Here is a 21,841-nt window from a genome sequence, read left to right as displayed (position 1 = left end):
TGCCGGACGTGCCGTTCCGCAACGCGGAGGCGGCGCGGTGAGCAGCTGACAGGCGGCGCCCGGTCACCGGGCGGGCCAAGATCTGAACGGCGGCGTGCTCGCCTTGGCGCAGTCCCGAGAGCGCACCGAGGAGCGCTCGCAAGGGGTCGTTGCCATGCGTCGTCGTAAGCGGATAGTGGTCCGGCCGAGCCAACACCAGCCGACCTCGGGATGTCGTGACCCCACGCGGTGTGGGAGGTTCGGCCGGGCGGGTGCTCACAGCCGCTCCGGGCCAGGCCGACCGGATCGCCTTCTCGACCAGCCCAGGTGGGACGACGCCCGGAACCCAGAGCTGGACCCGCACGCTGGAAGCGTCGGCCACGTACTCCCACGACAGATGAGGCTGACCGAACAAGACCCGCTTCCAATACGGCGCAGTCAGCCCCATGACCTGGGACCACCAGGCCGTCGCACTGTCGGACTCCACCTGCGGCGGCACGGCGATCTCGATCAGCCGGGCGTTGCGCGCGAAGCGGGCGTTGCGCCACCGCCACAGGACAGCTCGGGCCGTGACGAGGGCGATGGCACAACCACCGATGAGGGCCGGATCAGAAAGTTCCAGGATCACGGCTGCTACTGGGCCGGATTCGTGGTCGCGAGCAAGTGCTCGGACGCGTGGGCGACGGCAGCGAAGGCGGCACGATTCTCGATCCCGGCGCAGACCAACCCTTGGCCTTGGCCGGCCGAGAGCAGGAAGAGCCGCTCACCTTCGGTGAGGTCGAAGGCCGCCGCGATCTCGTCGATCGCCTGCGGGGCCTGCCGGAGCAGGATCTGCGTACTGGCGTTGGCGACGACGGCCTTGCCAAGCTCGGACCCGAGGAGGTCGGCGGCGTCCTGCGTGACGACGGCCAGGCCTGCCCAGTGTTTACGGGCGGATTTGGCGAGCCGATAGAGGAATCTCGCGCCCTCGTTCTCGCGCATGAGCGTCCACGCCTCGTCGACCACGACAAGGCGGCGGCGCCGTTCGGCAGGGTTGGACACGCGACGCCAGATCGCGTCGAGCGCCAGGAGCATGCCGACCGGGCGGGTCTCCTCAGCCAGGTCTCGCAGGGAGAACACGATCAGATGGCCGTCAGGGCGGGCCGTGGTCGGACCGGAGAACAGGCCACGATAGGAGCCGGACACGTACGGGGCGAGCCGCGCGGCCAACTGCGCCGCCTCCGGCGCGTCGCTGACCTCCAGCATCGTCGCCAGGTCCGCGAGCAGCGGTGCGGGCCGCTTCCAGGTACGGCGGTCCGAGGTGATGCCGTGAGCCGCGTAGGTGGCGATCACCGCCTTGTCCAGTACGGCCTTCGTCGCGGCCGTGAGCGGCTCCCCAAGCATCGTCGCGACGAGGGTCTGGAGGAACATCGCGCGCCGGTCGAGCGCGTCGTCCTCGGCTGTTTCGGGCAGGTCGAAGGGGTTGAAGCACACACCTGGCGTGCCGAGGCCGAGAAGGGTTCCTCCGACGGCGTCCGACAGGCGGCGGTACTCGTCTTCGGGGTCGACGACGCACACCTCGACCTGGTGGAACAACAGCCTCAGCACTTCCAGCTTGGTGAAGTACGACTTGCCGGCCCCCGATCGGGCGATGGTCACGGAGTTGTAGTTGTCGTGAGCGAACCGGTCCCACAGGACGATGCCGGAGGAGTAGGCGTTCAGCCCGTACAACACCGGCGTCTCCTCGATGCGGGGCCGCAGATCGGGTGACGCGAAGGGGAAGGCTGCCGCGAGCGCCGAAGTGTCGAACGTCCGGCGCGTCTTCAACGCGTCGGTACCCAGCGGGAGGGTCGCTGTCCACCCCTGCATCGCGCGGAACGTCGTCGGGTGCGCGTCAAGGAGAAGTGAGGCCACCAGTGCCTTGACGTGCTGAATCTCCGCTTCCAGCTCTTCGGAGTCCGCGGCGTGGACGGTGAGGTAGAGGCCGACGCGGAAGAGGCGGCCGTGGCCTCTGGCGAGGGAGGCGGCCAGCTCAGCGGCGTCGTCGGCCGCCGCCTCGGCCGCGAAGTCCGGCGCTCGGCTGCTCGCGGCGGCCGATTCGAGGCGGGCAAGTTGGCGGCGCAGACGTTGTGCGGCGATCAACGGGGGGATGGGCTCGATGTGCAGAGACACGTCGAGGTGGCCGGGGTAGCCGATCAGCGGTTCGAGCCAGCCCGCGCCGACCTCACGGGGATATCCGGCGATCACGAAGGACGCGCACACCCCGCCGGGGAACTCGACCGAGCGGGCATTGATCTTCAAGGATGACGGGCCGGGCAAGGCGGCGGCGGTCTCGGCCAGCTCCGCGTCGTCGCTGGCGAGTCGAGTGAACTTCATCGGGCGTCCTCTCCAAGGGTGATCGGCTCATCGGGACGAGCGATCCCGACTGGTTCCGCGCGGCGCGGAGACAGAGAACGCACCAGCAGGTCGCGTACGTCGTCCGCACCCAGGACCGAGGCGTGAACGCCGAGGGTGAGCAGCGAGCGGACAGTCTCCTCCGCGCGGCGGGACACGATCACCGCGGAACTGTCCCGGCGAGCTGTACGGCGAGGCCCGCGCTTCCACGAGGACGCCTGCTCGGAGCCATCGTGACGGACGACGATGAGGACATCGCGGGTCAGAAGGTCCCGGGTGTCGCCGAGCTCGGTCAGGAACTGGGCGTGCTGGCGGGCCGCTTGCTCAAGCGCCGGATCGGCAAGGCGTCCGGCGGTGCCTGCGATCAAGTCGGCGAGGCTGGACAGATCGACCGGGCGGGCTTGCATGAGGATCTGCACCGGTGTGTCCAGCGAGTTCAGCCAACCGGCGAACACTCCCACGAGCGCTGCCTGCTCATCGTGCGTTCGCAGCCCGAACGCCACCGTCCCGGCCTGGACGACTGCCGCAGTTCCGCCTTCGGCCAGCTCAAGGACTCCGTCCTCGCGGATCGCCCTCACCGGGAGCCGCAACGCCCCAGGCAGACGGCCACGTACTCGACACCAGGCGGGCGGCTCGGGTACTCCTTCCTCAGCCGTGACCAGCTTGCGATTGCGCCGAAGGTAAGAGAAAGCGTGGACGGCGACCCGGTCGAGACCGAGCCCATCTCGCTTCCCGAGCGCCAGCGCGCACCCGCAAGCGATTACCGGCAGGACGATCGCGGCAAGCACCGGGATGGGCAGCCGGCCATCGGTCACGAGGTACACCCAGGCCGCAAGCACCCCGGTCACGGCCAGGATCGCTACTTGCCGGGCGTTCAGGTTCGCGAAGATCTTGTCCGGCATCTCCACATCGGCCGGGATCCTCGCGACCAAGCGTTCTCTACTTTCGTGGCGCACGACGTGTTGCCTTTCTCTGCGGGCGAGGCGCTTCGAGCCGCACCATGACTTGCGACGAGCCGTGTTGCGGGCGCCGTGGTGTTGGCGACTCAGGCGGAGGGGACACACGCGGTCGACGGTCACGACGGACGGGGTGCGGGCGTGGGTACGTGACCGGCACCGGATGGTCCCTGACGGCCCGATCCGGCCCGTCAGGACGCGCTGGGCGGTCAACAGGGGAGGACCGGTGATTACGCCCTACACGCGCGTTTCCGTTGCCCGTGCCGTCCGTGCTGGCCGCCCCGGGTGGTCGGGGTCGGCAGGGTGTTCCCGGACGTGGCCCGCCCGCGTTCGGGCCCCGCCTACCGGGACCACCAGGGCCACCGCCGGGACCTCCACCAGGAGGACCACCGGGCCCGACACCTCCGCCGCCGTTCGGCGGGGTAGGTGGTTTGGGACGGCGTACCGCGTGGGCAGCACGGGTGCCCTTGCCGAGCAGCAGCCCCAGCCCGCGGTAGATGATCAGGGACTTCACCAGCCGCGAGAGCATCTGGGGCTTGTTGGCCTGCCAGATCGTCCGGGCGACCCATCCAGGGATCTTGAGCAGCACGAACAGCAGGCAAATGGCCATGAGCTGGTCGGTCATGTCCGCCGTACTCGGCACCCAGAACGAGTCGTCGTCGGCCGGGTTGGCGGAGAACAGCAACTGCAACGCGGTGACGAGTACGAGGGACTGGCACATCTGGATCGCCAGCAGCCCGGCCAACGACCGCCACCACAACCGGGCCAGCCCTTCGGTCACGGGCAGCGCATGCAAGATCAACGCCAGCGGAGCCGCTGCGATCACGACCATGATGAGCGCGAGCCGGACGACGTAGGTGAAGATCACCCCGACAGCCAGGACGACGACCACGAGCGCCACGATCGCGAAGAAGACCCCCTTGAGAGCGATCCCCGCCACGACCGATTTCTTGATGGCGTCGAACACCATCTCCGGGTCGATCCGACTGGCGCCTTCGGCAAGAAGCGCCTGGCTCAGTCCGTTCGCCAAGGTGATCGCGTACCCGATCGCAACCAAGCTCAGGTTCGCGGCCAGGAACGCCCACACCAGCCTCGGGAGCAACTGCCGGGGCGAGATTCCCCAGGGCAGCGCCTGCCCGATCATGAGCATCACGCCCGCGGCCGTCACCAGCAGCACGAAGCAGGTGTTCGCGATCGTCCTCGACAGCTCCCACACCTGCTTGGCTCGCGCCATTTCCGGATGGTCCAGCTCAGGTGTCGCGAGCACGGTCGACCCGAGCATGTAGAACACCGGCTTGGAGGCCGACTCCACGAGGTGGACGAACCATTCGTCGACCGCTTGCCGGGCCTCGCACGCCACGTCGATGAACCCGCAGTCCGCCTCCGGCGCCGCAGTAGTCGGCGACGGCGCCGGTGTCGGAGCAGCGGCGAGCACGGGTCCGCTGATCAACGCCAAGACGAGCGCGGCACCGAACGCGAGGAGGACGAACAGCCCGAGCGCCCTTCGGCAAGCAGTGGGCACGTCAGGCTCCTACGATGCGCTTGAGGATGTTCACGAGGACCGGCGCGAGCACCGCCACGCCGTACCCGATGGCCCCGTAACGCAGCGTTTTCTTGGCGGCCTCGACCTCACCTGGGTCTCCGCCGGCCAGGATGTAGCGGACCCCGCCTATGGTGAAGAACAGCGTGGCCAGCCCGACGAGCAGCCCGATCACCACGTTCCGCAGGTTGGTGATGACCTGGTCGAGCGAGGCGGAAGCCAGGTTGGTCATCGCCTCGGCGACTCCCGGGACGGTCAGCGCGGTCACCGCGCAGCCGCCCGTCCAGACCAACGAGGCGAGACCACGCCGGACCCAGCTCGTACCTGCTGGAACCCGGATGACGGACAACGGACAAGGCCGAGACGGCTTCATGACATGGCTCCCCGCGACGAGAGTTTCTGACTTGGCCGCCAGCCGTGATCACGAGCCCGGAGCAGTCCGGGATGGGTGTCCTCCTTCAAAGGACGAGGAAGGATGGGCTCGATGGGAACGGGCAACCGCCCCCCAGAACTCCGCCCCGAGCCGTGATCACGGCTGACATAGATGAACCACCGGCTCAGGCCCCGACATTGGAGCCCGGCCCGTCACCGCTGACCGAGACTTGACCCGCCTCGATCGCCCGCGCCAACCGCGCCTCCGCCACCCGCCGGCGCTTGTAGAGCCGATCGGCGGGAACCCCCGAGCGGCTCGCGTACGCCCGCAACGTCTGGCCCTCCAGGCGCGTCGCGTTGATCAGCTTCGCCTCGTCCGGGGTGATGACATGGCACCGGACAGCCTCAGCCAGCACCCGGAACGGCTCCGCAGTGACGGCCACCTGGTCCGGCACCTCCGCGCAGATCTCGATGGAGGCGAGCTCACGCGCCCGCGCCTGAAGCGCGCCCTTCCGCGCCCACATCAGCAACCGAGGCAGGATGTTCGGCCGGTCGAGATCGATCCGGCGGAGCTGCGCGACGAAGGCCGTCACCATCTCCGAGACGATGTCGTCGACCACATGCCTGGGACAGCCGTGCGTGGTCCGCGATGCCAGGTTCTTCAGCCCCGGCATCGCCACTCCAACACAGCCGATCACCCACGCCGGACCGTCGCAGCGTGAACGCTGCACGAGGTGCGCCCACACGGCGTCCTTCAACTCGTCGCCGGCCTGCGGCCCGAGCAGCAGCGCCTTGAGTTCGCCGAGATCGATGGGACGTTGGGGCACTCCATGTCCGATGGAGTGGCCCTCCACCGAGAGCGGGCTCGGGCGGGTGATCAGGAGCTTGAACGCTCTGTCCGCCGCGCTCAGCGCGTTATCGCTGAAGCTCGTCGTGGTCGTGCTGTCCTGTAGATCGATGGCCATGGTGTCTCCCCGTGGGGCCGCGCCGGATTGGTCGATCCAGGTCTCAACCACCGGATGGGAAGACCCCGGGGCACCAAGGGCAAGGGCGTAGACATCTCCGATCGCCGCAGTTGCTTCTACCAGCTCGCTGAACAGGGGAAACGGGCAGGATCCGAGCTCGTGCGCAAGGACCCCGCCAAGCTGCCCAAGCCGCGTCTGACCTGCGCAAAAGAGCTTCATCGAGAGACTCAGCAAAGCTCATGTCAAGTCGATGGCGGGAGGGATGCGACTCCTCGTGGCGAGAAACTCGTGTGAGCCCCAAGCGCGATGTGTACGACTTTAGCCGATCTCTGGTCGCAAGCCGTTCGCTTTTCTGATGAACGCAACAGTATTGGAAATGTGTTGTTCTAGTTTTTTGCTTGTATGCTCTGGCTGCCAGCGGCTACGTATGCTCGGGCAATGCGAACCTTGTCCGGTGACCCCTTAAGTGAGGGAGTGAAATCTCCCAGAGGGTTGGCCCATTTGTCATCGGTCCAACTAATCGTACATCCATGGATTTCTTGCGTGGCTTGAGCAGGTATTTTGGTAGGGATGTAGTTCTCGATGGTGTATCCTTCTGTGATCCAGGCAAAGCATGGATGTGAGGCATCTTTGAACTCGTCGCGAATTCTTTTCTTGGTGGCGTAGATCGGCTTTCGGGTAGAGGGTCTTGTCGCTGTCGATCAGTATGGCTGCGATAATTCTATTCATGCGTCGAAGAGAAATGAAGTCCTCAACCTCTGGATATTTCGGTGTTTGGATCGAACGGGTCGCCGCCTTTATGTGCACCATGACCGGTATGTCATCACCATCCGCATCCCCGGAGGGCGACCTGACCCGAACCGGATGCGAACGCCCCCCGCCAAGCATCTGCCAGCGCACCGAACCAGGAGGCTCCCCTGACGACCGAGGCTCCACCCGAGAGGTACGAGGGGGACCGGAGGGGGACCGGCAGGAATGGACGGTCCCGATTCCGAGCGGAGTTCACGACACGGTATGCCCTGATCGCAATTCACCTACCTGTATAAACGCGGAGAGTGACATCACCCGGTATCGTCCGGCATGGAGCGCTGCGGACTTTTAATCCGTAGGTTCCGGGTTCGAGCCCCGGGCGCCTTACCACCTCCACGTGTGGCACCTTCCCTTATGGGAAGGTTTCTTGCTGATGGTGAGGCATGTACGGTCACCCCTGGGTCACGTGGTCAGGCCGCCGCCTCGCGAAGGGCGCGGGCGGTCCAGCGCGCCTTGCCCAGGGCCGGTCGCGCGATCGCCGGCATCGCGGTCGCCGTCGGCGGCGGCCTGGTTGATCCAGTTTTGCGGGCACGGCCGGCTCGAGACAGGCGATGTGGAAGGGATCCATCGCCAGAAGCGCTCACCAGCCGTTCGGTTCCCGCGTATCAGGCAGACCCATCACTGGGACCGACGGCACTCGGCGCACCATCGCCGGGCGTCGGCTCGGTGGCCGGGGCCGCGGGTTCCAGCCAATCGAGCCGCTCGGCCAGGTGCCGGGCGCTGTCGATGACAGTGGCGATGTGGGCAGAGGGGTTGTCCTGATGCCACAGCAGTGACCACGGATAGTGCGTGGCGGGGTCGGTCAGGGGCCGCCAGGTGGTGCCCGGCCGGTTGGAGGAGCGGAAGGAGGAGGGGACACAGTACACGCAGCGCTGCTGGAGGACGAGGTCGGCGGCGGCCCGGGAGCTCTCGACGGTGCCCTCGTAAAGGGCGGGCGTGAACCCGGCCGAACGGCACAGCGTGAGCACGAGCTGATTGAGCTCCGGCGTCTGCGACTCCTCACCGAGCAGCAACAACTCGTCGGCGAGGGCGGCGACGGGCACGCCGTCGAGCTCGGCGAAGCGGTGGTCGTCGGGCACCAGCACACCGAGCGGATCGAGCCGGATGAGCTTGGCGGTCACCTCGGCCGGGGTCTGGGAGGCGTGTCCGATGGCGATGTCCAGACGGCCGTCAGCCAGTTGCCGATACTGCTCGGGAGTGCCCGCCTCGACCTGGTGGATCGTGATGCCGCGATGGCTGTCCTGGAGTTCGCGCAGGATCTGCGGCATGGTGTCGTAACCGGCGTCGATGATGCCGACGCGCAGCGTGGGCGTCGAGGCGGCGGCGTTACGTGCGGCTTGCCCTGCCCTGCTGACGTGGTCGAGGATCTGACGCGCTTCGACCAGGAACGCGCCGCCCGCCGAGGTCAGAGCGACGTGGTGGGTGCTGCGGTCCAGCAGCCGCACGCCCAGCTCACGTTCCAGCCGCTGGATCTGCTGGCTCAGCGCGGACTGCACGATGTGCTCACGTGCGGCCGCCCGGCCGAAGTGCAACTCTTCGGCCAGCGTCACGAAATAGCGCAGCTGCCGTAACTCCATGCCCGCCCCTTCCCGCCCGGGCAGCACCGATGCGGGCCGTCGTCTTCCACTCTAGGTCCCTCATGAGCGGGTGAACCCCCGAGGCAACCCTGGCAATACCTGCCGGGCTGAGGTTCTGGCGACGGCGTCGGCCATCATCTACAGGATCGGCACACCTGAGGGGATGCGCATCGGCTCTGCCTTCATCATCGCCTGGGCGCAGGGTGGCGAAGCCGAGGGGCATCGTGGGAGTCCGCCGGAGTCCGGGCGGACTCCAGCTGGGACGTGAACCCGCCGGGCGGTTCGTCGAAGCGGGGATCAGCGTTTGAAGGCGTCCCTGGCCTTCCCGTCGGCCTGCTTCAGACTGGCTGCGACCCGATCGCTCTTGCCCGCGATCCGCTGGCGCCGGTTGCCGCTGACACGGCCGAAGCGCCGCCTGGCCCAGCCCTTGAGGATCCGGACCTTGTTGCTGATCTCCCAACGCAGGCTCATCGCGATCTCCCATCACTGCTCCGCCACCGTCAGGCGGCTTGAACTCCCAGTGTCCGTCGCGGCTTGACGAGGGGAAACAGGCAATGACGACGCCGGTTATCACTGGAACTGATGAGCACGGGTTGTATCCCGGGGGCGCGACCGGCGTCCGCTCCGGCGACCATCACCAGACCGGCAGCGGGAACCGGCAGGCTCTTCGGTCACTCTCCGGCCGGCGCGTGGGTCTGCCGGAGCGGGCCGGCGCGACGGCGGTGGATGCGCTCCTGGTCGGGCCAGTGCACGTTGCCCGCCCAGCCGAGCCGTTCGAACAGGCCGATCACGGCGGCGGACGGGTCGAGCTGGTAGCGGTCGAGGCCGTGGCGGGCGCAGCTGGGCTCGCTGTGGTGGCCGTTGTGCCAGCTTTCGCCGAAGGACAGCAGGGCCAGCGGCCACAGGTTCGTCGAGCGGTCGTGGCGTCGGGTCTTGAAGGGCCTGGCGCCGATGACGTGGCACACGGAGTTGACGCTCCAGGTGACGTGCTGGAGCAGCGCGATGCGGATCAGTCCCGCCCAGAGGAAGGCGGTCAGCCCGCCGAGCAGGGTGCCGGTGATCGCCCATCCGGCCAGGAACGGCAGCGCCAGCGACAGCGTGCACAGCGCGGGGAAGGCGCGTGCGACGCGGGACATGGCGCGGTCGGCCAGCAGATCGGGGGCGTAGAGTTCGGCCGGGGTCGGATCGTCGGCGAACAGCCAGCCCAGGTGGGCATGGGCCAGCCCCCGGAGCTGCCCGCGCAGCCCGGTGCCGTACCGGTAGGGCGAGTGGGGATCGCCTGGGCGGTCGGTGAAGGCGTGATGGCGGCGATGCACCGCCACCCAGTCGATCACGTTCCCCTGGAAGCCCATCGAACCGGTGACCGCCAGCACCGCGCGCAGCCAGGGCCGCGCCGTGAACGAGGAGTGGGTGAGCAGCCGGTGGAAGCCGACCGTCACCCCCAGACCGGTCACCACGTACAGGATCGCGGCCAGCAGCAGATCGGTGAACGTGACTCCCCACCAGAAGACCGCGGCGCCGAGCGCGATGAACGGCAGCACCACGATCGCCCCCGTCAGTGCCACCTGGAGCCGCCCGGCCGGAGCGTGCTCCGCCGCCTCCGGGAAGGGCGAGGTGCCGTCGTAGTCCTGACGGCGTTCCACTACCCGCTCGGAAATGGTCATAGGTCTCTTTCCTCTCGTCTACACGGTGCGGCAGTGCACGTAGCACCAACGCCAGGTCGACCTCGGCTCCAAGGTGGCGGCCACGGGGTGGTCGGTCTCCTGGTAGTGGGCCTTGGCGTGGCCGCCCTGCGAATCGTCGGAACAGGCCACCCAGCCGCAGATCAGGCACACCAGCAGGCGCGTCCAGGGCCGGCCGAGGGTCAGGCATTCCTTGCATTCGGGCGGTCCGTACTGCACTTGGGGGAGCTGGTCGATGTGATCGCAGCGCGGGGCCTGGCCATTCAGCCCGGCACGGTCGATCGCATCCGTTCCTTGTGCGTCCAGGGTCATCGCGACCCCCTCACGGTGACAGCGACGCAAGGTGCGCCGACTGGTCACTCACCAGTCAAGGCGCTCGGCAGGCCCGGCGGAAACACGCAATCCCAGCTAGCCTCATCAGCTGCGGCGATAGCGAGCCTGCGGGTACGTTGCCGACGTGTCATGGCCGGCGCGGAAATGAACGCAGTGCCACTTCCGGAATCACATCATTCCGGAAGTTGTGAGGTAGAATGAGGGTACCGAGGATTTTTCGAGCGTTGGCATTCAGGTCTGCGTCACCCGCGGCGAACCATCACCAGCCCCTGAGGCCCGGACAGGTCAGACGACATGACGCCGACACTATTTTCTCAGTCCGCACCGCTCAGCGCCTCCTCGGCGATCCCCCGGGCCGATTCCGCGCTACGGCTCATCCTCCACCCGGTGCCGAATCGGCGAGCCGTGGTGGACGGGGCCTGGTGGCCCTACTCCCGCAACGCGGCCGCCGAGCTGCCCGGCCTGGTCGCCGCCGCTGACCGGCTGCTTGATCGAGTCACGCTCCGCGTCGGCGTCCATGGCGATACGTGGCAGAGCCTTACGCGCCGCATCCCCGCCCGCGGTCGGCAGATCCGCGTCAGCTGGTCCCGCCACACCGACCCGCGCTTGATCATTCTCAGCTTCGCCACCGGCGACCCGGTCGTCTTGCTGATCATCCCGCCCGGCACCGCCGTCGGCACCGCAGAGGCCACACTCAGACTCGCCGCCCAGGACACCGCCGGCCTGACGCCTGACGACATCCTCACCCTGGCGGATCTGCCATCCGGCCCCCGGCGCGCCTGACCCTCCGTGCGGCGAACGCCGGCAGCTCAGCCTACTAGGAGGCCGGGTCGATCACCGGTCGGCCTCTGACCGTTCTACGGGCGCCGCCTGTCGCCCGTGGCCGCTGCGGGACTGTCGCCCGTTCGACTGAGCGTCGTCTCGCCGGCAGGGTTCATGAACTGGAAGCTCAAGGGGCGCGGGGTGGCGTTGACGCGGCGCGCGTACCAGCGTCGCACGGCGTGGTGTGCGAGGTCGAGGTCGAGGGTCCGCTGAGGGAGCAGGAGGCGGTGGTTGTCCGGGGTGGTGTGGACGCTGCCCTGCTGCCAGAGGCGATGGGCTTGCCCGCGTTCGCGCTCAGGTACCTGGGGGCCGCAGGACAGATCCAGCCGCCATTCGCGTAAGACCTCGCCGTCACTGTCGATCTCGCACAGCGCTCCGGCGACGAAGCAGGTGCCCGTTGCCGTGATGGGCACCGCCCGGTAGAGGGGCCTGTCGATGTCGCGCAGCCAGTGCACGGTGTGATCCTTTCTGCCGAGCGGTAGGGCACCCCTCCGCTGGAAGGCTGGTCAGGGCGCGGAGCTGCGGCGGGCGGGCTGTCGGGGCTGTCCGCCTTCGTTGTCCCAACGGGCCAGGCCGAGCGCGTTCGCGGCAGTGTCGGGGGTGTCCGGGTCTGAGGCGGTGAGGATGTCGCCGGGGCGGGTACGGCCGAGACATCGGGTGGCCAGGTTGAGCGCCTTGGCAGCGGCGGCCGGTGGGGTATCGGGTGGGATGACTAACAGGTTGAGATGCTCGACGCCCGGGATGATCAGGTTGACCATGTGGGGGTCGATGGTGCGGAACCAGCCCACTCTGACCTGGCGGCCCGGGGCGGCGATGCGGCGCGGGATGTTGTGCCAGGTGTCGATGTTCAGGCCCACGCGCAGGACGCGCCGCTGCAGGTGCTGGTCGATGGCGGCGATCAGGGCGGGCAGTTCCGCGGCGGCGTCGTAGCCGGCGGGCCACCATGCCCCGTCCACAGCGCCCCGTCGCGCGAGGTCGGGATCCAAGCTGAGCCGCGCCTTTTCAGCGCCGGTCATGAGGGCGGCTCGCGGCGTCGCGCGGCCAGGCGCGCCGGGGTCGGCCAGCGTACGTCACCGGCCCAGCCGAGCCTCTCCAGCCACCTGATCAGCCGGGCGGAGATGTCGATCTGTCCTGGCAGCACGCCGTGGCGGGCGCAGGTGGGGTCGGCGTGGTGGCCGTTGTGCCAGCTCTCGCCGAACGACAGGATCGCCAGCGGCCAGAAGTTCGCGGCCCGGTCTCCGGCCCGGGTCCTCAGCGGCCGCTCGCCGAAGACGTGGCAGACGGAGTTGATCGACCAGGTGACGTGGTGCAGCAGCGCGAGCCGTACCAGCGAGCCCCAGAAGAACGCGGTCACCGCCCCCCGCCAGGTGCCGGTGGCCAGCAGGCCGACGGCGGACGGCAGCAGCAGCGAGACCGCCACCAGCGGCCCGAACAACCGATCCACCCGTACCATGTCGCCGTCGGCGAGCAGGTCCTTGGCGAAACGCTTCCGGTTGGTGACATCACGCCCGAACATCCAGCCGACATGCGCGAACACCAGCCCTTTGGCCAGGCCGCGTACGCTGCGGCCGTAGCGCCAGGGCGAGTGCGGATCGCCGTCACGGTCGGCGAAGGCGTGATGGCGCCGGTGATCGGCCACCCACTGGATGACCGAGCCCTGCACCGCCAGAGACCCGGCCACCGCCAGGCCGATCCGCAGCCATCGCCGGGCTTTGAACGCGCCGTGGGTGAGATAGCGGTGGAAGCCCACCGTCACGCCGAGCCCGGTCAGTACGTAGGCGATGACGGCGATCGCCACGTCGGTCCAGCTGAGTCCCCACCCCCATGCCACCGGTATCGCGGCAGCCAGTGCCGCGAACGGCACCAGTACGAACACCCACAACGCGACCACCGCCGCGACCGGTTTGCGCCCATCGACGATCGGCGCCACGCCGGACCGCTCCCGATCGACGCCCGTATCTGTCAAGGCCATGCCTGCTTTCCTCCCCCTCGCACGGCAGCGTCCTTATTCGGCCTGTGGGATCAGGCAATCCACCTGCCCACGCACACGGAGGCCACACCCTTGGTCCCATGACCACGCTTCGGACAGGCGAGGGACAGAGCCACAGATCGATGTCGCGCCGTGAAACCCACCCGTCTCCGAGCCTGTCAATCCTTCTGCTCGGGTTCCTTCTCCGGAGGTACGGCCTGCGACGGTGGGCCTGGAGGCGGTCCCGCCGGAAGGGGGATCGGATCGTCCTTGAAGAGTTCGGGCACGGCCCGGTAGAGAATGGCGGTGATCGGCACGGCCACGACCGCGCCCGCGATCCCTGCCAGGATGCCGCCGACGGCCAGCACGATGATGATCGCCAGCGGGTGGAAGTGCAGCACCCGGCCGACGATCAGCGGCTGGAGCACATGGTTCTCCAGTTGCTGCTCGACGATCAGGATGCCGACGAAGATCAGCGCGTAGATCGGGCCCTTCGCGCCGAGCGTGACCAGCGTCGCGACCGCACCGGCGAAGAGGATGCCGACGATCGGGATGAAGCTGGCCAGGAAGATCAGCACGGCGAGTGCCGCCCAGAGCGGGACGCCCATGATGGCCAGCACCAGACCCATGAGCACGCCGTGCACCGCGGCCACGGCCACCGTGCCCTGCACGTAGTGCGACAGCGTGGTCCAGGCGGTCCGTCCGGCGCGGTCCACCCGCGGCGCCATCCTGCCGAACCCCTTGAGGAACCAGGACCAGATCCGGTCACCATCCTTGAGCAGGAAGAACGTCACGAACAGCAGGAGCACGATCGAGGCCAGTACCTCGACCACCACCACGGTGCCCGCGAGAACCGTCGAGGTGATCTGCTGCTGCCGCTCGGCGATCAGCTTGGCGATGTCGTCCACCCAGCCGCTGAGCTGGATGGGCTGGATGTTCAGGGGGCCGGTGTAGAGCCAGTCCTCCACCGTCTGGGCCGTCTGCCTGACCTGTGTGACCAGGCTGGGGAACTCCGCGTTGGCCCGGACGCCGATGATCCAGCCCGTCCCGCTCAGCACGGCGAGGCCGACGAGCATGGTGAGCCAGGTGGCGTAGATCGCCGGCAGGCCCGACGCGCGCAGCCGTCGGGTGAGCGGGAACAGCAGCGCGGTCAGCAGCAGGGCGATCGCCACGGGCAGGGCGATGAGGCGCATCGTGGCCACGAAGCCGAACACATAGTTGGCCACGATGCCGATGACGATCAGACAGGCGCACCACGCGGCAATCCTGGCCAAGGTCGCGGGGACTAACCGCAACAGGCGCTCCTGGGGTGAATCCATGCACGAGAGCTTCCCCACCGTCCGGAAATAGGCGCGCTTTCCGGTTTGGAGTAAGGGAATCAAAGAATAAAATTCGCATCACGGGTAGGTCATCTGCCCCATCGGCTTCTCACGACGGCACGGTGAGCCATTTTCTGTGAAACGACCGCGGCACGTGCTCATGGCCGCATTCCGCCGATGTACCGGCCAGGGCCATGAGCGGCGCACGGCGCTGGGCCGGCTGGCTGGCGGAAGGCTGGAAGAACGCGAGGAGCCGGCACGGCTGGTTGGATCACACAGCGCGCGCCCTGGTCCGCTACGACAAGGCCCACGCAGGCCGGCTGTCGGCCGCCCTCACCTACTACGCCTTCTTCGCCACCTTCGCCCTGGTCCTGCTGGGGTTCGCCATCCTCAGCCGCGTCCTGAACTCTCCAGCGGCACTGGGCCAGGTGCAGCTCTACCTGAGCGGCACCTTCCCGCGCCTGGACGTCCAGGCTCTGCGCAATGCGGGGGAACGGCCGGGCTCGTGGCCTGCGTGGCGCTGCCATTGACGGGCCTGTTCTGGATGGACACCCTGCGCTCGGCGACCAGGGCGATCTGGCGGCTCGATCAGTACCCGGGCAACTTCTTCCTGCGCCAGATCATCGACCTGGGCATCGTGGCGGGGCTCGGGACACTGCTCTCGCTGTCGCTTGCCGTCGCCTTCGCCGCGGAGTGGGTGCTGGCCTGGCTTGTGGTGAGCACCGTGGGCGTGGACGCCGCCCCCGCGCAGTGGATGCTGCCGGTGGCGGCGTTCGTGCTGGGAATCGGGGTCAACACCTTGCTGGCCATCGCGCTGCTGACTGCGCCACCACGGTTGCACCTGCCGCTGCGGCGGGTGATCGGGCCGGCGTTGGTCATCACGATCGGCCTGGAGATCCTCAAGACTCTCGGCCAGGTCGTGCTCAACCTCACCGCCGCGAACCCCGCGTACCAGGTGGTCACCGGAGCGGTGGCGATGCTGCTCTTCCTCAAGGTGCTCAACCAGCTCATCCTGTTCGCCACCGCGCTGGCGGCCACCGCGCTGGCGGCCACCGCGCTGGCGGCCACCAGCACCACCGGAGACGTCACCGACCTGGCCACTCGGCCGGGTCCGCCGAGCTGCGATCAGCTCCGGCGATGAGCTTTGCTCAGAACGCCCATATCCGTCTCCGGGCAGGTGGGGTTGACTGACAGTGCCCGGTTACCTGGCTTCGGGCAGGATGCGCCGGCGACATTGGAGCGGAGGCGGTCATGGCCACCGAGACCATGATGTGGGTGGCGGTCGTCGTCGGGGTGATGACGGTGATGCCGGCCGTCGGCTTCTTCTTGTTGCACCGGCGTCGAGATCGCCTGCGCGAGCGCTTCGGCCCCGAGTACGGACGCACTGTCGCCGCGGCGGGTGACCGCCGGGCGGCCGAGCGTGAGCTGCGGGCCCGCCGAGCACGAACAGGGCCACTCGACGTACAGCCGCTCGACTCCGACGCACACCGCGGCTACGCCGACCGGTGGGCCGCGGTTCAGCACCGTTTCGTGAACGAGCCGAGCCCCGCGGTCAGCGAGGCCGATCTGCTGGTACGGGCCGTCATGGCCAAGCGCGGATATGCCACTGAGGACTTCGCGCAGCAGGCCTCCGAGTTGTCGCTGCGACACAGTCGCGCCCTGGAGCGCTATCGCCAAGCCCATGAGATCAGCGGGCGCGCCACGAGCGGCTGGGTGTCCATCCAGGAACTGCGGCAGGCCATGGCGCACTATCACGCCTTGTTCGACGCGCTCCTCGGCGGCGACCAGCAGCCTCTCCGCGCTCGGGCTGCCGCGCGATCGCTGCGGGGCGCTCAGGAGGCCGAGAGCCGAGCACCCGCGACGGCTGAACCCAGCCCGTGAGCCTGCCGCGGAAACTCACGGAGGTGTCAGGCCTATGGCGTTGCCTCGGCAAGAGAGCCAAGGCCGTCTTCTCACCGATGGCGAACCGGCCGCCGGGGCGGCCGAGGTGAGCAGCGCCGACGAAAGCCACAAGGAACGCATCGACCGTGAACTGTCCGAGCTCCTGCAGGGCCTGCGGGTCATGGTGACCGGGGTGCAGGTGCTGTTCGCATTTTTGCTGGCTATGCCGTTTCAGAGCGGCTTCGCCAAGGTGGACACCTCGGGCCTCTGGCTGTTCTTCATCGCGTTTACGGGGTCGGCGACCGCCTCGGTCTGTTTCATCACGCCCGCTGTTCAGCACCGGCTGCTGTTTCGTACCGGGCTGAAAGAGAAGATCGTGCATCGCGCCAACGACCTGGGGCTGGCCGGTGCCGTATCGTTGGCGGTCGCGGTCACCGCCGCGATGGCTCTGGTGGCCGAGGTCGTGCTCGGCAACTGGCTCGCCATCGTGTTCGGAGCCGCGGTGGCAGTGGCCACCTGCTGGTTGTGGCTCCTGCAGCCGATCATCGACCTGCGCCGGCAGGCACGGGCCACCCCACTGCAGACAACACACCATGAGGACCAGTCGGGGGACGGTGAGTAGGCCCCGAGGCGGGAGGCGAGATACGCGGTCCAAACCCTTCCCGGGGAGAGTCCATGGACATCGATGTCAGCCCATGGCCGTGCGCGCCCAGCGGAGCGCGGCGGTGGGATCCATCCCGGGTGGGACGCGGTCGGCGGGGCTGCGGCTGAGCCACTGGTCGATGAGCCGGCCCAGTTGTTCGGGCACGTCCGGGGTGAGATGGTCGGCGCGTTCGGGACGCGTGCCGGATTGCATCAGGTGGCGCACCTGCAGCAGGTCAGCATCCGCGCCGACAGCGGATTCGATCTCACGTCGCAGCGGCGCCAAGCCGGTCAGCAGCCAGTAGGCCAGGGCGCCGACGCCGTACAAGTCGGACAGAGTGCTGGGGGCGGCGTCGGCGGCGCCAAGTTGCTCGGGGCTGGCGAACCACTTGGTGCCGCCGGGAACCACGGTGGAGACGCTCTCGCCCGCCTGGTGTAGCTGGGACATTCCCCAATCGATGATCCTGATGTTGGTGAGGCCGTCCAGCACGACATTCTGCGGCTTGATGTCCAGGTGGATGATGTTGCTCGCGGCGGCGGCCTGCAGCCCGGCCAGCACCTGATCCAGGACCCACAGGCCCCACTTCAGCGAGACGCCGACGCCTGGCCGCTGTTGGAGGTGGAGGTTGAGGCTGCCCGGTTGGTACAGCGGCGAGATGAGGTAGGCCGCCTGCGACCTGCGGTCCTGACCGGAGTAGAGGATCTGCCCGATGTGCGGGTCGTGCAGGCGCATGCCGCGGACTTCCTTCAGGAAGGTACGGAACCGCTGGGGATAGTCGTTGGCCTGGTGGAACACCTTGGCCACGACGATAGTGGCGGGGTCGGCGAGTTCGTAGGCCTTGTACAGCGTGGCCATGGCGCTGGCGTCGGCGTTCAACGGTGCGTAGACGCGCCAGCGGTCGTCGAGCACCATGATCGGCGCGGGACCGTCGCCGTCGGTTGGGGCGGGCGCCGGGTGCGTGCTCTGGCCTGCCCGGTCCGCCATGGCGTGCAGCCGCGGCAGATACCGGCTCTGCGCATGCTGCAGTGTGGCCGAGGCGATGATCTGCTCGGCATCGGTGCGGGCCTGGGCGATGATCGCGGCGGCCTCGATCCGGGCTTCTTGGAGCATCTGATGGCGCAGCCGGTCCCGCCCGGTTGCTGCCACGGCGGGTGGTTGGGGTGAGGCCGAGCGGTCCTTCCGCTGCCGGCTGGGAGAACAGACATGGGCGCACGAGGTCTCAGCACGCTGCCGCAGGGCCGGACCCGACCCCGCCCGTACCTCTGCCCGGGATGGTGCCGTACATGGGGAAGTTACGGTCAAGGTCGGTGAGACGCAGCACCTTGGCCACATGTGGGCGGGGGGCGGCCAGGCCGATGACGATGTTCAGGGTTCTGGCCCGGTGCTGGACGCCGACCACGACGCCCAGGCCGGCGGCGTCGCAGAACGACACCCCGGACAGGTCGAGGATGAGCAGGCCGGTGCTGCGTTGCAAGGCACGCTGCAGGCGTTCGCGTACCGTCTCGCGGGTGCCGAGATCGAGCTCGCCGCGCAGGCGCACGACGGTGGCGGCGGCGGGGACGAGCCACAGGCCTGCCCCGGGGTGGATGCGGAGAGTGATCATAAGGTGCTCCGATCGTGGGACAGCGCCTTGATCCGGGCATAGCGGCGATAGAGGCTCCGCGATGAAGGCGGGTGATGGTGCTGCGCAGGTGGGCGGCGGTGCCCCGCCGAGGGCGCCCAGCCGCGGAGCCGGTGGACTGATGAGTGAGCTGGGCCAGGTGTGGGTCAGCCGGGTCGCGCCGGGGCCTGCAGGTGGAGACCGGGCGTCTGGTGCCAGCCGGTGAGCTCGAGCAGGCGTCGCATCTGTGGAGGCACCGAGCACAACGTCAGGGTATGGTCGGCGCTGCCGTCGTGGATCGCGGCGGCGGTGCCGACGAGGGCGCGCAGGCAGCCGACGTCGATGAACTCCAGGCCGCTCAGATCTACGCAGAAGTCGCCGCCTCCGCTCGACAGTGGGGCCAGCGCGCGCCTCAGCGCGGGCAGGGTGGAGCGGTCGAGCTCGCCCTCGATTCGCAGGCCCGCGTACTCGGCGAGCGGAGTGATGCGCAGGAGGCGGTCGGTGGCGGCCGTGAACGGAGGGAACGTGATCACGAGCCGTTCGATCAGGGCGGCGATCACGAGTGCGGCGGCGCTCGCGGCGTGCGTGGTGTTCATGCCGGGCTCCTGGGGGAGTGCGGGAGACAAGAGGGCGGCCGGTTCGAGGCGGCGGCGTGAACACGTTGCGAGGGTGCCAGCGTGAGCGGTGTCGTGGGTGCAGTGCTCTGATCATCCAGCAGGCCGGCCGGAGCGGAAATCACCAATCTGAGCAAGGATTATCACCACCGGCGATCAGCGGCCGGTGGTCTCCGCCCACATCGACATCCCGCCGTTCCCCCGCCTCCCGGCAGACCCACGCCTGGCAATGGGCCGCACTCCAGAAGCGGTTCGTGGGACGCTCCGGGGCCCGCCGTCACCGAGGTCGGCGAACTTGTCACGCCCGCCATGGCGGGCGCGGACATCCCACTGAGGAATTCCGGCAGCCGCTCGCGAACCTGGCGGTAGTGGTGCACGGCCATACCCCGCACCACTACCGCCAAGCCCACGAGATCAGCAGATGCGCCACCTCCGGCTCAAACGGCTGATGTACGGCCGCGCCGGGTTCGTCCTCCTTCGCCACCGCATCCTGCTCGGCCGGCCGCGTTCCGTCACACCGGAAGCGGGCCAGAGAGCCCGATGAGCGGTGGAAGCCCATTCGGTGGGCGTCGCCTCGATGAAGGGACACGTCACCGGGTGCCGATCGACGGCGAGGGCGGGGCTTGACCTCGCTCATCAAACCTGCCTCCAGGCGACCCGGCACGAGCCTGATCGACCAGCGTGGCGGCGCGCCTACCGCTTGTCGCCGCGGTTGCTTCTGGGATGTCTCGCGAGATATTGCACGGCCCAGTGGAGGACATGGTCGGCGACACGTTCCCATTGGGGGGCGCCGAGGGCGAAGTGCGGCATCCGGGCGAACTCGTGGTAGTTGGTGTGCGCGCGGGACTTGTGATAGCGCTGGTAGGTCTGCCGTACCAGGGTGGCGGGGACGGTGTGATCGGCGCCGCCGGCGATCAGGAGGAGCGGGGCGCGCGTGTCGTTGCGCACGTCGACTCTGGTGGCCGGATGCCGTCGCAGGTTGGCGGTGGCGACCTGGAACAGCGGCCGGCCAGGGGCGGGTACGTGGTAGCGCTGGTAGATCGCCTCTGACTCCTGCGCGGTCAGGGTGTTGGTGAACGCGTAGTGGAACTGTCCGGCGCTCAGCGCCACGGTGCGGGAGCGGTTGCCGGGATTGGACAGGACCGGGAAGGCCGAGCGCAAGCTGCTGAGCGGCTGTTTCAGCACGCCCTTGATCGGGGTGGGGTGGATCGCGACGCCCGCGGCGCCGAGGCCGCGGTCCAGCAGGATCTGGGTGATGAGGCCGCCCAAGGAGTGGCCGACGATGATGGGGGGCCGGGTCTGCTCCCTGACGATCTTCTCGTAGAAGTCGGCTACTTCGGTGACGCCCAGGCCGTTCATGACTTCCGGGTTCTTGCGCAGCGCTTCGACCTCGATCTCCATGCCGGGCCAGGCCGGGGCGGACACCTGGTGGCCGCGCCCGGCGTAGCGCTCGATCCAGTGCTCCCAGGCGCGCGGGGTCAGCCACAGCCCATGAATGAGGACGATGGGGGGCTTGGTCTCGGTGTTCTCGGTCAAGGGTCTCTCCTGTCAGGTCATCGATCAGGCGGCCGGCAGCCAGGAGGTTGAGATCCGGGCTGTCCCCTTCAGCGGACAGGGGTCCACGGCTGAAGGAAACGGGCAATTCATGCGCAGCTCATCTCCAGAGCTGATAACCGGCGCCTTGTGCAGAGATCGGCCCTCGCCCCGGCGGGTGGAGGCCGGACAGCACGGCGGCCGCGGCGAGGAGCAGGCGTGCACCGCCGTGCCTGGCTGACGGGCGGCGTAGTGTGGGTGTTGTGACGCATCGAGACGTGCCGATAGGCTCACCGCATGACGCGGTGGCTCCGGTGACCGCGCTCGTGGACGCCTGCCGGCACTTCGCCACCCACGTAGGACTGCTGGCTGACCAGCTCGGTGCGGCGGAGCTGAGCGACGACGACGTCGATCGGGTGCACAGCGCCGTCCATCAGGTTTTCACCGCGGCGGGGCTGGCGGGCGCACTCGCCACCGGACTGCGACGGCACACCGGTGAGCAGGACTGCCCTCACTACAACGTGCTCACCGACGCGGAATGGGCTCCGCTAGCCGAGGAAGGCCGACACGGACGCAAGGCCGTCTACGGATGTGAGCTGCAGCCCGGCCACGCGGGCGCCCACGCGGCGCACGTCCAGTTGCTGCCCGGACCGGACCGGTTCATCTGGATCCGCTGGGACATTCGCGCCCGCGAACTGGTCACGCTGCCGCCGTGCCCGGCCGAACGCGCCGACTCCGACCCCGACCCGCGCTCACCCTACGGAGACGAGCCGGCGCCATGCCTGCTGTTCGAGGGGCACGTCGGGCCACACCGTTACTAGTCCAGATCCAGATCGCACTCAGCGGATCACTGGACAGGATGCGCCCCAGGGC

23 protein-coding genes are annotated in these 21,841 nt (G+C 68.5%); 6 read left to right on the top strand and 17 right to left on the bottom strand.

Annotation, left to right across the window (positions count from 1 at the left end; translation table 11 throughout):
* Window positions 1-612: 612 nt before the first annotated feature.
* The 9 genes from ACIBF7_RS03340 to ACIBF7_RS03300 all read right to left on the bottom strand — a co-directional run bounded on the left by ACIBF7_RS03340 (window position 613) and on the right by ACIBF7_RS03300 (window position 10,566).
* Window positions 613-2,334 carry a VirB4 family type IV secretion system protein gene (locus ACIBF7_RS03340; protein WP_397196285.1) on the bottom strand — a complete coding sequence of 574 codons (1,722 nt, stop codon included), beginning with the start codon at window positions 2,332-2,334 and terminating at the stop codon, window positions 613-615.
* The gene (locus ACIBF7_RS03335) at window positions 2,331-3,284 is read right to left on the bottom strand and encodes a PrgI family mobile element protein (RefSeq protein WP_397196284.1); all 954 of its coding nucleotides are present in this window, start codon (window positions 3,282-3,284) and stop codon (window positions 2,331-2,333) included. Before ACIBF7_RS03335 ends, ACIBF7_RS03340 begins: the two co-directional genes overlap by 4 nt.
* A gap of 7 nt (window positions 3,285-3,291) precedes the next feature.
* On the bottom strand, window positions 3,292-4,830 hold the full coding sequence (locus ACIBF7_RS03330; RefSeq protein WP_397196283.1) for a hypothetical protein: 1,539 nt from the start codon (window positions 4,828-4,830) through the stop codon (window positions 3,292-3,294).
* Between the two features lies 1 nt (window position 4,831).
* Window positions 4,832-5,140: a pilin gene (locus ACIBF7_RS03325; protein ID WP_397196282.1), complete on the bottom strand. Its 309-nt coding sequence runs from the start codon at window positions 5,138-5,140 to the stop codon at window positions 4,832-4,834.
* Between the two features lie 265 nt (window positions 5,141-5,405).
* On the bottom strand, window positions 5,406-6,185 hold the full coding sequence (locus ACIBF7_RS03320; protein WP_397196281.1) for a hypothetical protein: 780 nt from the start codon (window positions 6,183-6,185) through the stop codon (window positions 5,406-5,408).
* 1,415 nt (window positions 6,186-7,600) lie between these two features.
* A complete protein-coding gene (locus ACIBF7_RS03315) occupies window positions 7,601-8,572 on the bottom strand; it encodes a LysR family transcriptional regulator (protein ID WP_219544989.1) in 972 nt (323 codons plus the stop codon).
* 297 nt (window positions 8,573-8,869) lie between these two features.
* A complete protein-coding gene (locus ACIBF7_RS03310) occupies window positions 8,870-9,043 on the bottom strand; it encodes a CsbD family protein (protein ID WP_219544990.1) in 174 nt (57 codons plus the stop codon).
* A gap of 200 nt (window positions 9,044-9,243) precedes the next feature.
* Window positions 9,244-10,236 (bottom strand): acyl-CoA desaturase, encoded by a 993-nt coding sequence (locus ACIBF7_RS03305; protein WP_397196280.1) that lies wholly within the window; start codon window positions 10,234-10,236, stop codon window positions 9,244-9,246.
* Window positions 10,237-10,254: 18 nt separating this feature from the next.
* Window positions 10,255-10,566, bottom strand: coding sequence for a UBP-type zinc finger domain-containing protein (locus tag ACIBF7_RS03300; protein WP_397196279.1), 312 nt, complete (start codon window positions 10,564-10,566; stop codon window positions 10,255-10,257).
* 315 nt (window positions 10,567-10,881) lie between these two features.
* Here ACIBF7_RS03300 and ACIBF7_RS03295 point away from each other — a divergent pair, with 315 nt between their 5' ends.
* Window positions 10,882-11,370 carry a DUF5994 family protein gene (locus tag ACIBF7_RS03295; RefSeq protein ID WP_246639886.1) on the top strand — a complete coding sequence of 163 codons (489 nt, stop codon included), beginning with the start codon at window positions 10,882-10,884 and terminating at the stop codon, window positions 11,368-11,370.
* A gap of 74 nt (window positions 11,371-11,444) precedes the next feature.
* Here the strand turns inward: ACIBF7_RS03295 and ACIBF7_RS03290 are convergent, their stop codons facing one another.
* From ACIBF7_RS03290 to ACIBF7_RS03275, 4 genes are all read right to left on the bottom strand, one after another.
* Complete coding sequence (locus ACIBF7_RS03290; protein WP_397196278.1) at window positions 11,445-11,864, bottom strand: hypothetical protein; 420 nt, start codon at window positions 11,862-11,864, stop codon at window positions 11,445-11,447.
* A 51-nt stretch (window positions 11,865-11,915) separates the two neighbouring features.
* On the bottom strand, window positions 11,916-12,425 hold the full coding sequence (locus ACIBF7_RS03285; protein ID WP_219544995.1) for a DUF5994 family protein: 510 nt from the start codon (window positions 12,423-12,425) through the stop codon (window positions 11,916-11,918).
* Complete coding sequence (locus ACIBF7_RS03280) at window positions 12,422-13,381, bottom strand: acyl-CoA desaturase (RefSeq protein ID WP_397196277.1); 960 nt, start codon at window positions 13,379-13,381, stop codon at window positions 12,422-12,424. Before ACIBF7_RS03280 ends, ACIBF7_RS03285 begins: the two co-directional genes overlap by 4 nt.
* A 176-nt stretch (window positions 13,382-13,557) precedes the next feature.
* On the bottom strand, window positions 13,558-14,697 hold the full coding sequence (locus ACIBF7_RS03275; protein WP_397196276.1) for an AI-2E family transporter: 1,140 nt from the start codon (window positions 14,695-14,697) through the stop codon (window positions 13,558-13,560).
* 194 nt (window positions 14,698-14,891) lie between these two features.
* On the opposite strand from ACIBF7_RS03275, the gene ACIBF7_RS03270 reads away from it, so the two are divergent.
* From ACIBF7_RS03270 to ACIBF7_RS03255, 4 genes are all read left to right on the top strand, one after another.
* The gene (locus ACIBF7_RS03270; RefSeq protein WP_397196275.1) at window positions 14,892-15,227 is read left to right on the top strand and encodes a hypothetical protein; all 336 of its coding nucleotides are present in this window, start codon (window positions 14,892-14,894) and stop codon (window positions 15,225-15,227) included.
* Complete coding sequence (locus ACIBF7_RS03265) at window positions 15,212-15,838, top strand: YhjD/YihY/BrkB family envelope integrity protein (protein WP_397196274.1); 627 nt, start codon at window positions 15,212-15,214, stop codon at window positions 15,836-15,838. The genes ACIBF7_RS03270 and ACIBF7_RS03265 overlap by 16 nt, the downstream gene beginning before the upstream one ends.
* Before the next feature lie 110 nt (window positions 15,839-15,948).
* Window positions 15,949-16,578 carry a hypothetical protein gene (locus ACIBF7_RS03260; protein WP_219544999.1) on the top strand — a complete coding sequence of 210 codons (630 nt, stop codon included), beginning with the start codon at window positions 15,949-15,951 and terminating at the stop codon, window positions 16,576-16,578.
* 34 nt (window positions 16,579-16,612) lie between these two features.
* Window positions 16,613-17,200, top strand: a complete 588-nt coding sequence (locus ACIBF7_RS03255) for a DUF6328 family protein (protein WP_219545000.1) — start codon at window positions 16,613-16,615, stop codon at window positions 17,198-17,200.
* Between the two features lie 66 nt (window positions 17,201-17,266).
* Here the strand turns inward: ACIBF7_RS03255 and ACIBF7_RS03250 are convergent, their stop codons facing one another.
* The 4 genes from ACIBF7_RS03250 to ACIBF7_RS03235 all read right to left on the bottom strand — a co-directional run bounded on the left by ACIBF7_RS03250 (window position 17,267) and on the right by ACIBF7_RS03235 (window position 20,971).
* Window positions 17,267-18,367 (bottom strand): protein kinase, encoded by a 1,101-nt coding sequence (locus ACIBF7_RS03250; RefSeq protein WP_397196273.1) that lies wholly within the window; start codon window positions 18,365-18,367, stop codon window positions 17,267-17,269.
* 73 nt (window positions 18,368-18,440) lie between these two features.
* Entirely contained in the window at window positions 18,441-18,824 is a 384-nt protein-coding gene (locus ACIBF7_RS03245) for an STAS domain-containing protein (RefSeq protein ID WP_397196272.1), read from the bottom strand.
* Window positions 18,825-18,988: 164 nt separating this feature from the next.
* On the bottom strand, window positions 18,989-19,417 hold the full coding sequence (locus ACIBF7_RS03240) for an STAS domain-containing protein (RefSeq protein ID WP_397196271.1): 429 nt from the start codon (window positions 19,415-19,417) through the stop codon (window positions 18,989-18,991).
* Between the two features lie 711 nt (window positions 19,418-20,128).
* The gene (locus tag ACIBF7_RS03235; RefSeq protein ID WP_219545003.1) at window positions 20,129-20,971 is read right to left on the bottom strand and encodes an alpha/beta hydrolase; all 843 of its coding nucleotides are present in this window, start codon (window positions 20,969-20,971) and stop codon (window positions 20,129-20,131) included.
* Between the two features lie 311 nt (window positions 20,972-21,282).
* On the opposite strand from ACIBF7_RS03235, the gene ACIBF7_RS03230 reads away from it, so the two are divergent.
* A complete protein-coding gene (locus ACIBF7_RS03230; protein ID WP_219545004.1) occupies window positions 21,283-21,789 on the top strand; it encodes a hypothetical protein in 507 nt (168 codons plus the stop codon).
* Window positions 21,790-21,841: the final 52 nt, after the last annotated feature.

This window comes from Nonomuraea sp. NPDC050478, assembly GCF_044458265.1.
In the GTDB taxonomy this organism is placed as follows: domain Bacteria; phylum Actinomycetota; class Actinomycetes; order Streptosporangiales; family Streptosporangiaceae; genus Nonomuraea; species Nonomuraea ferruginea.
This window is presented reverse-complemented; position numbering and strand designations above follow the sequence as displayed.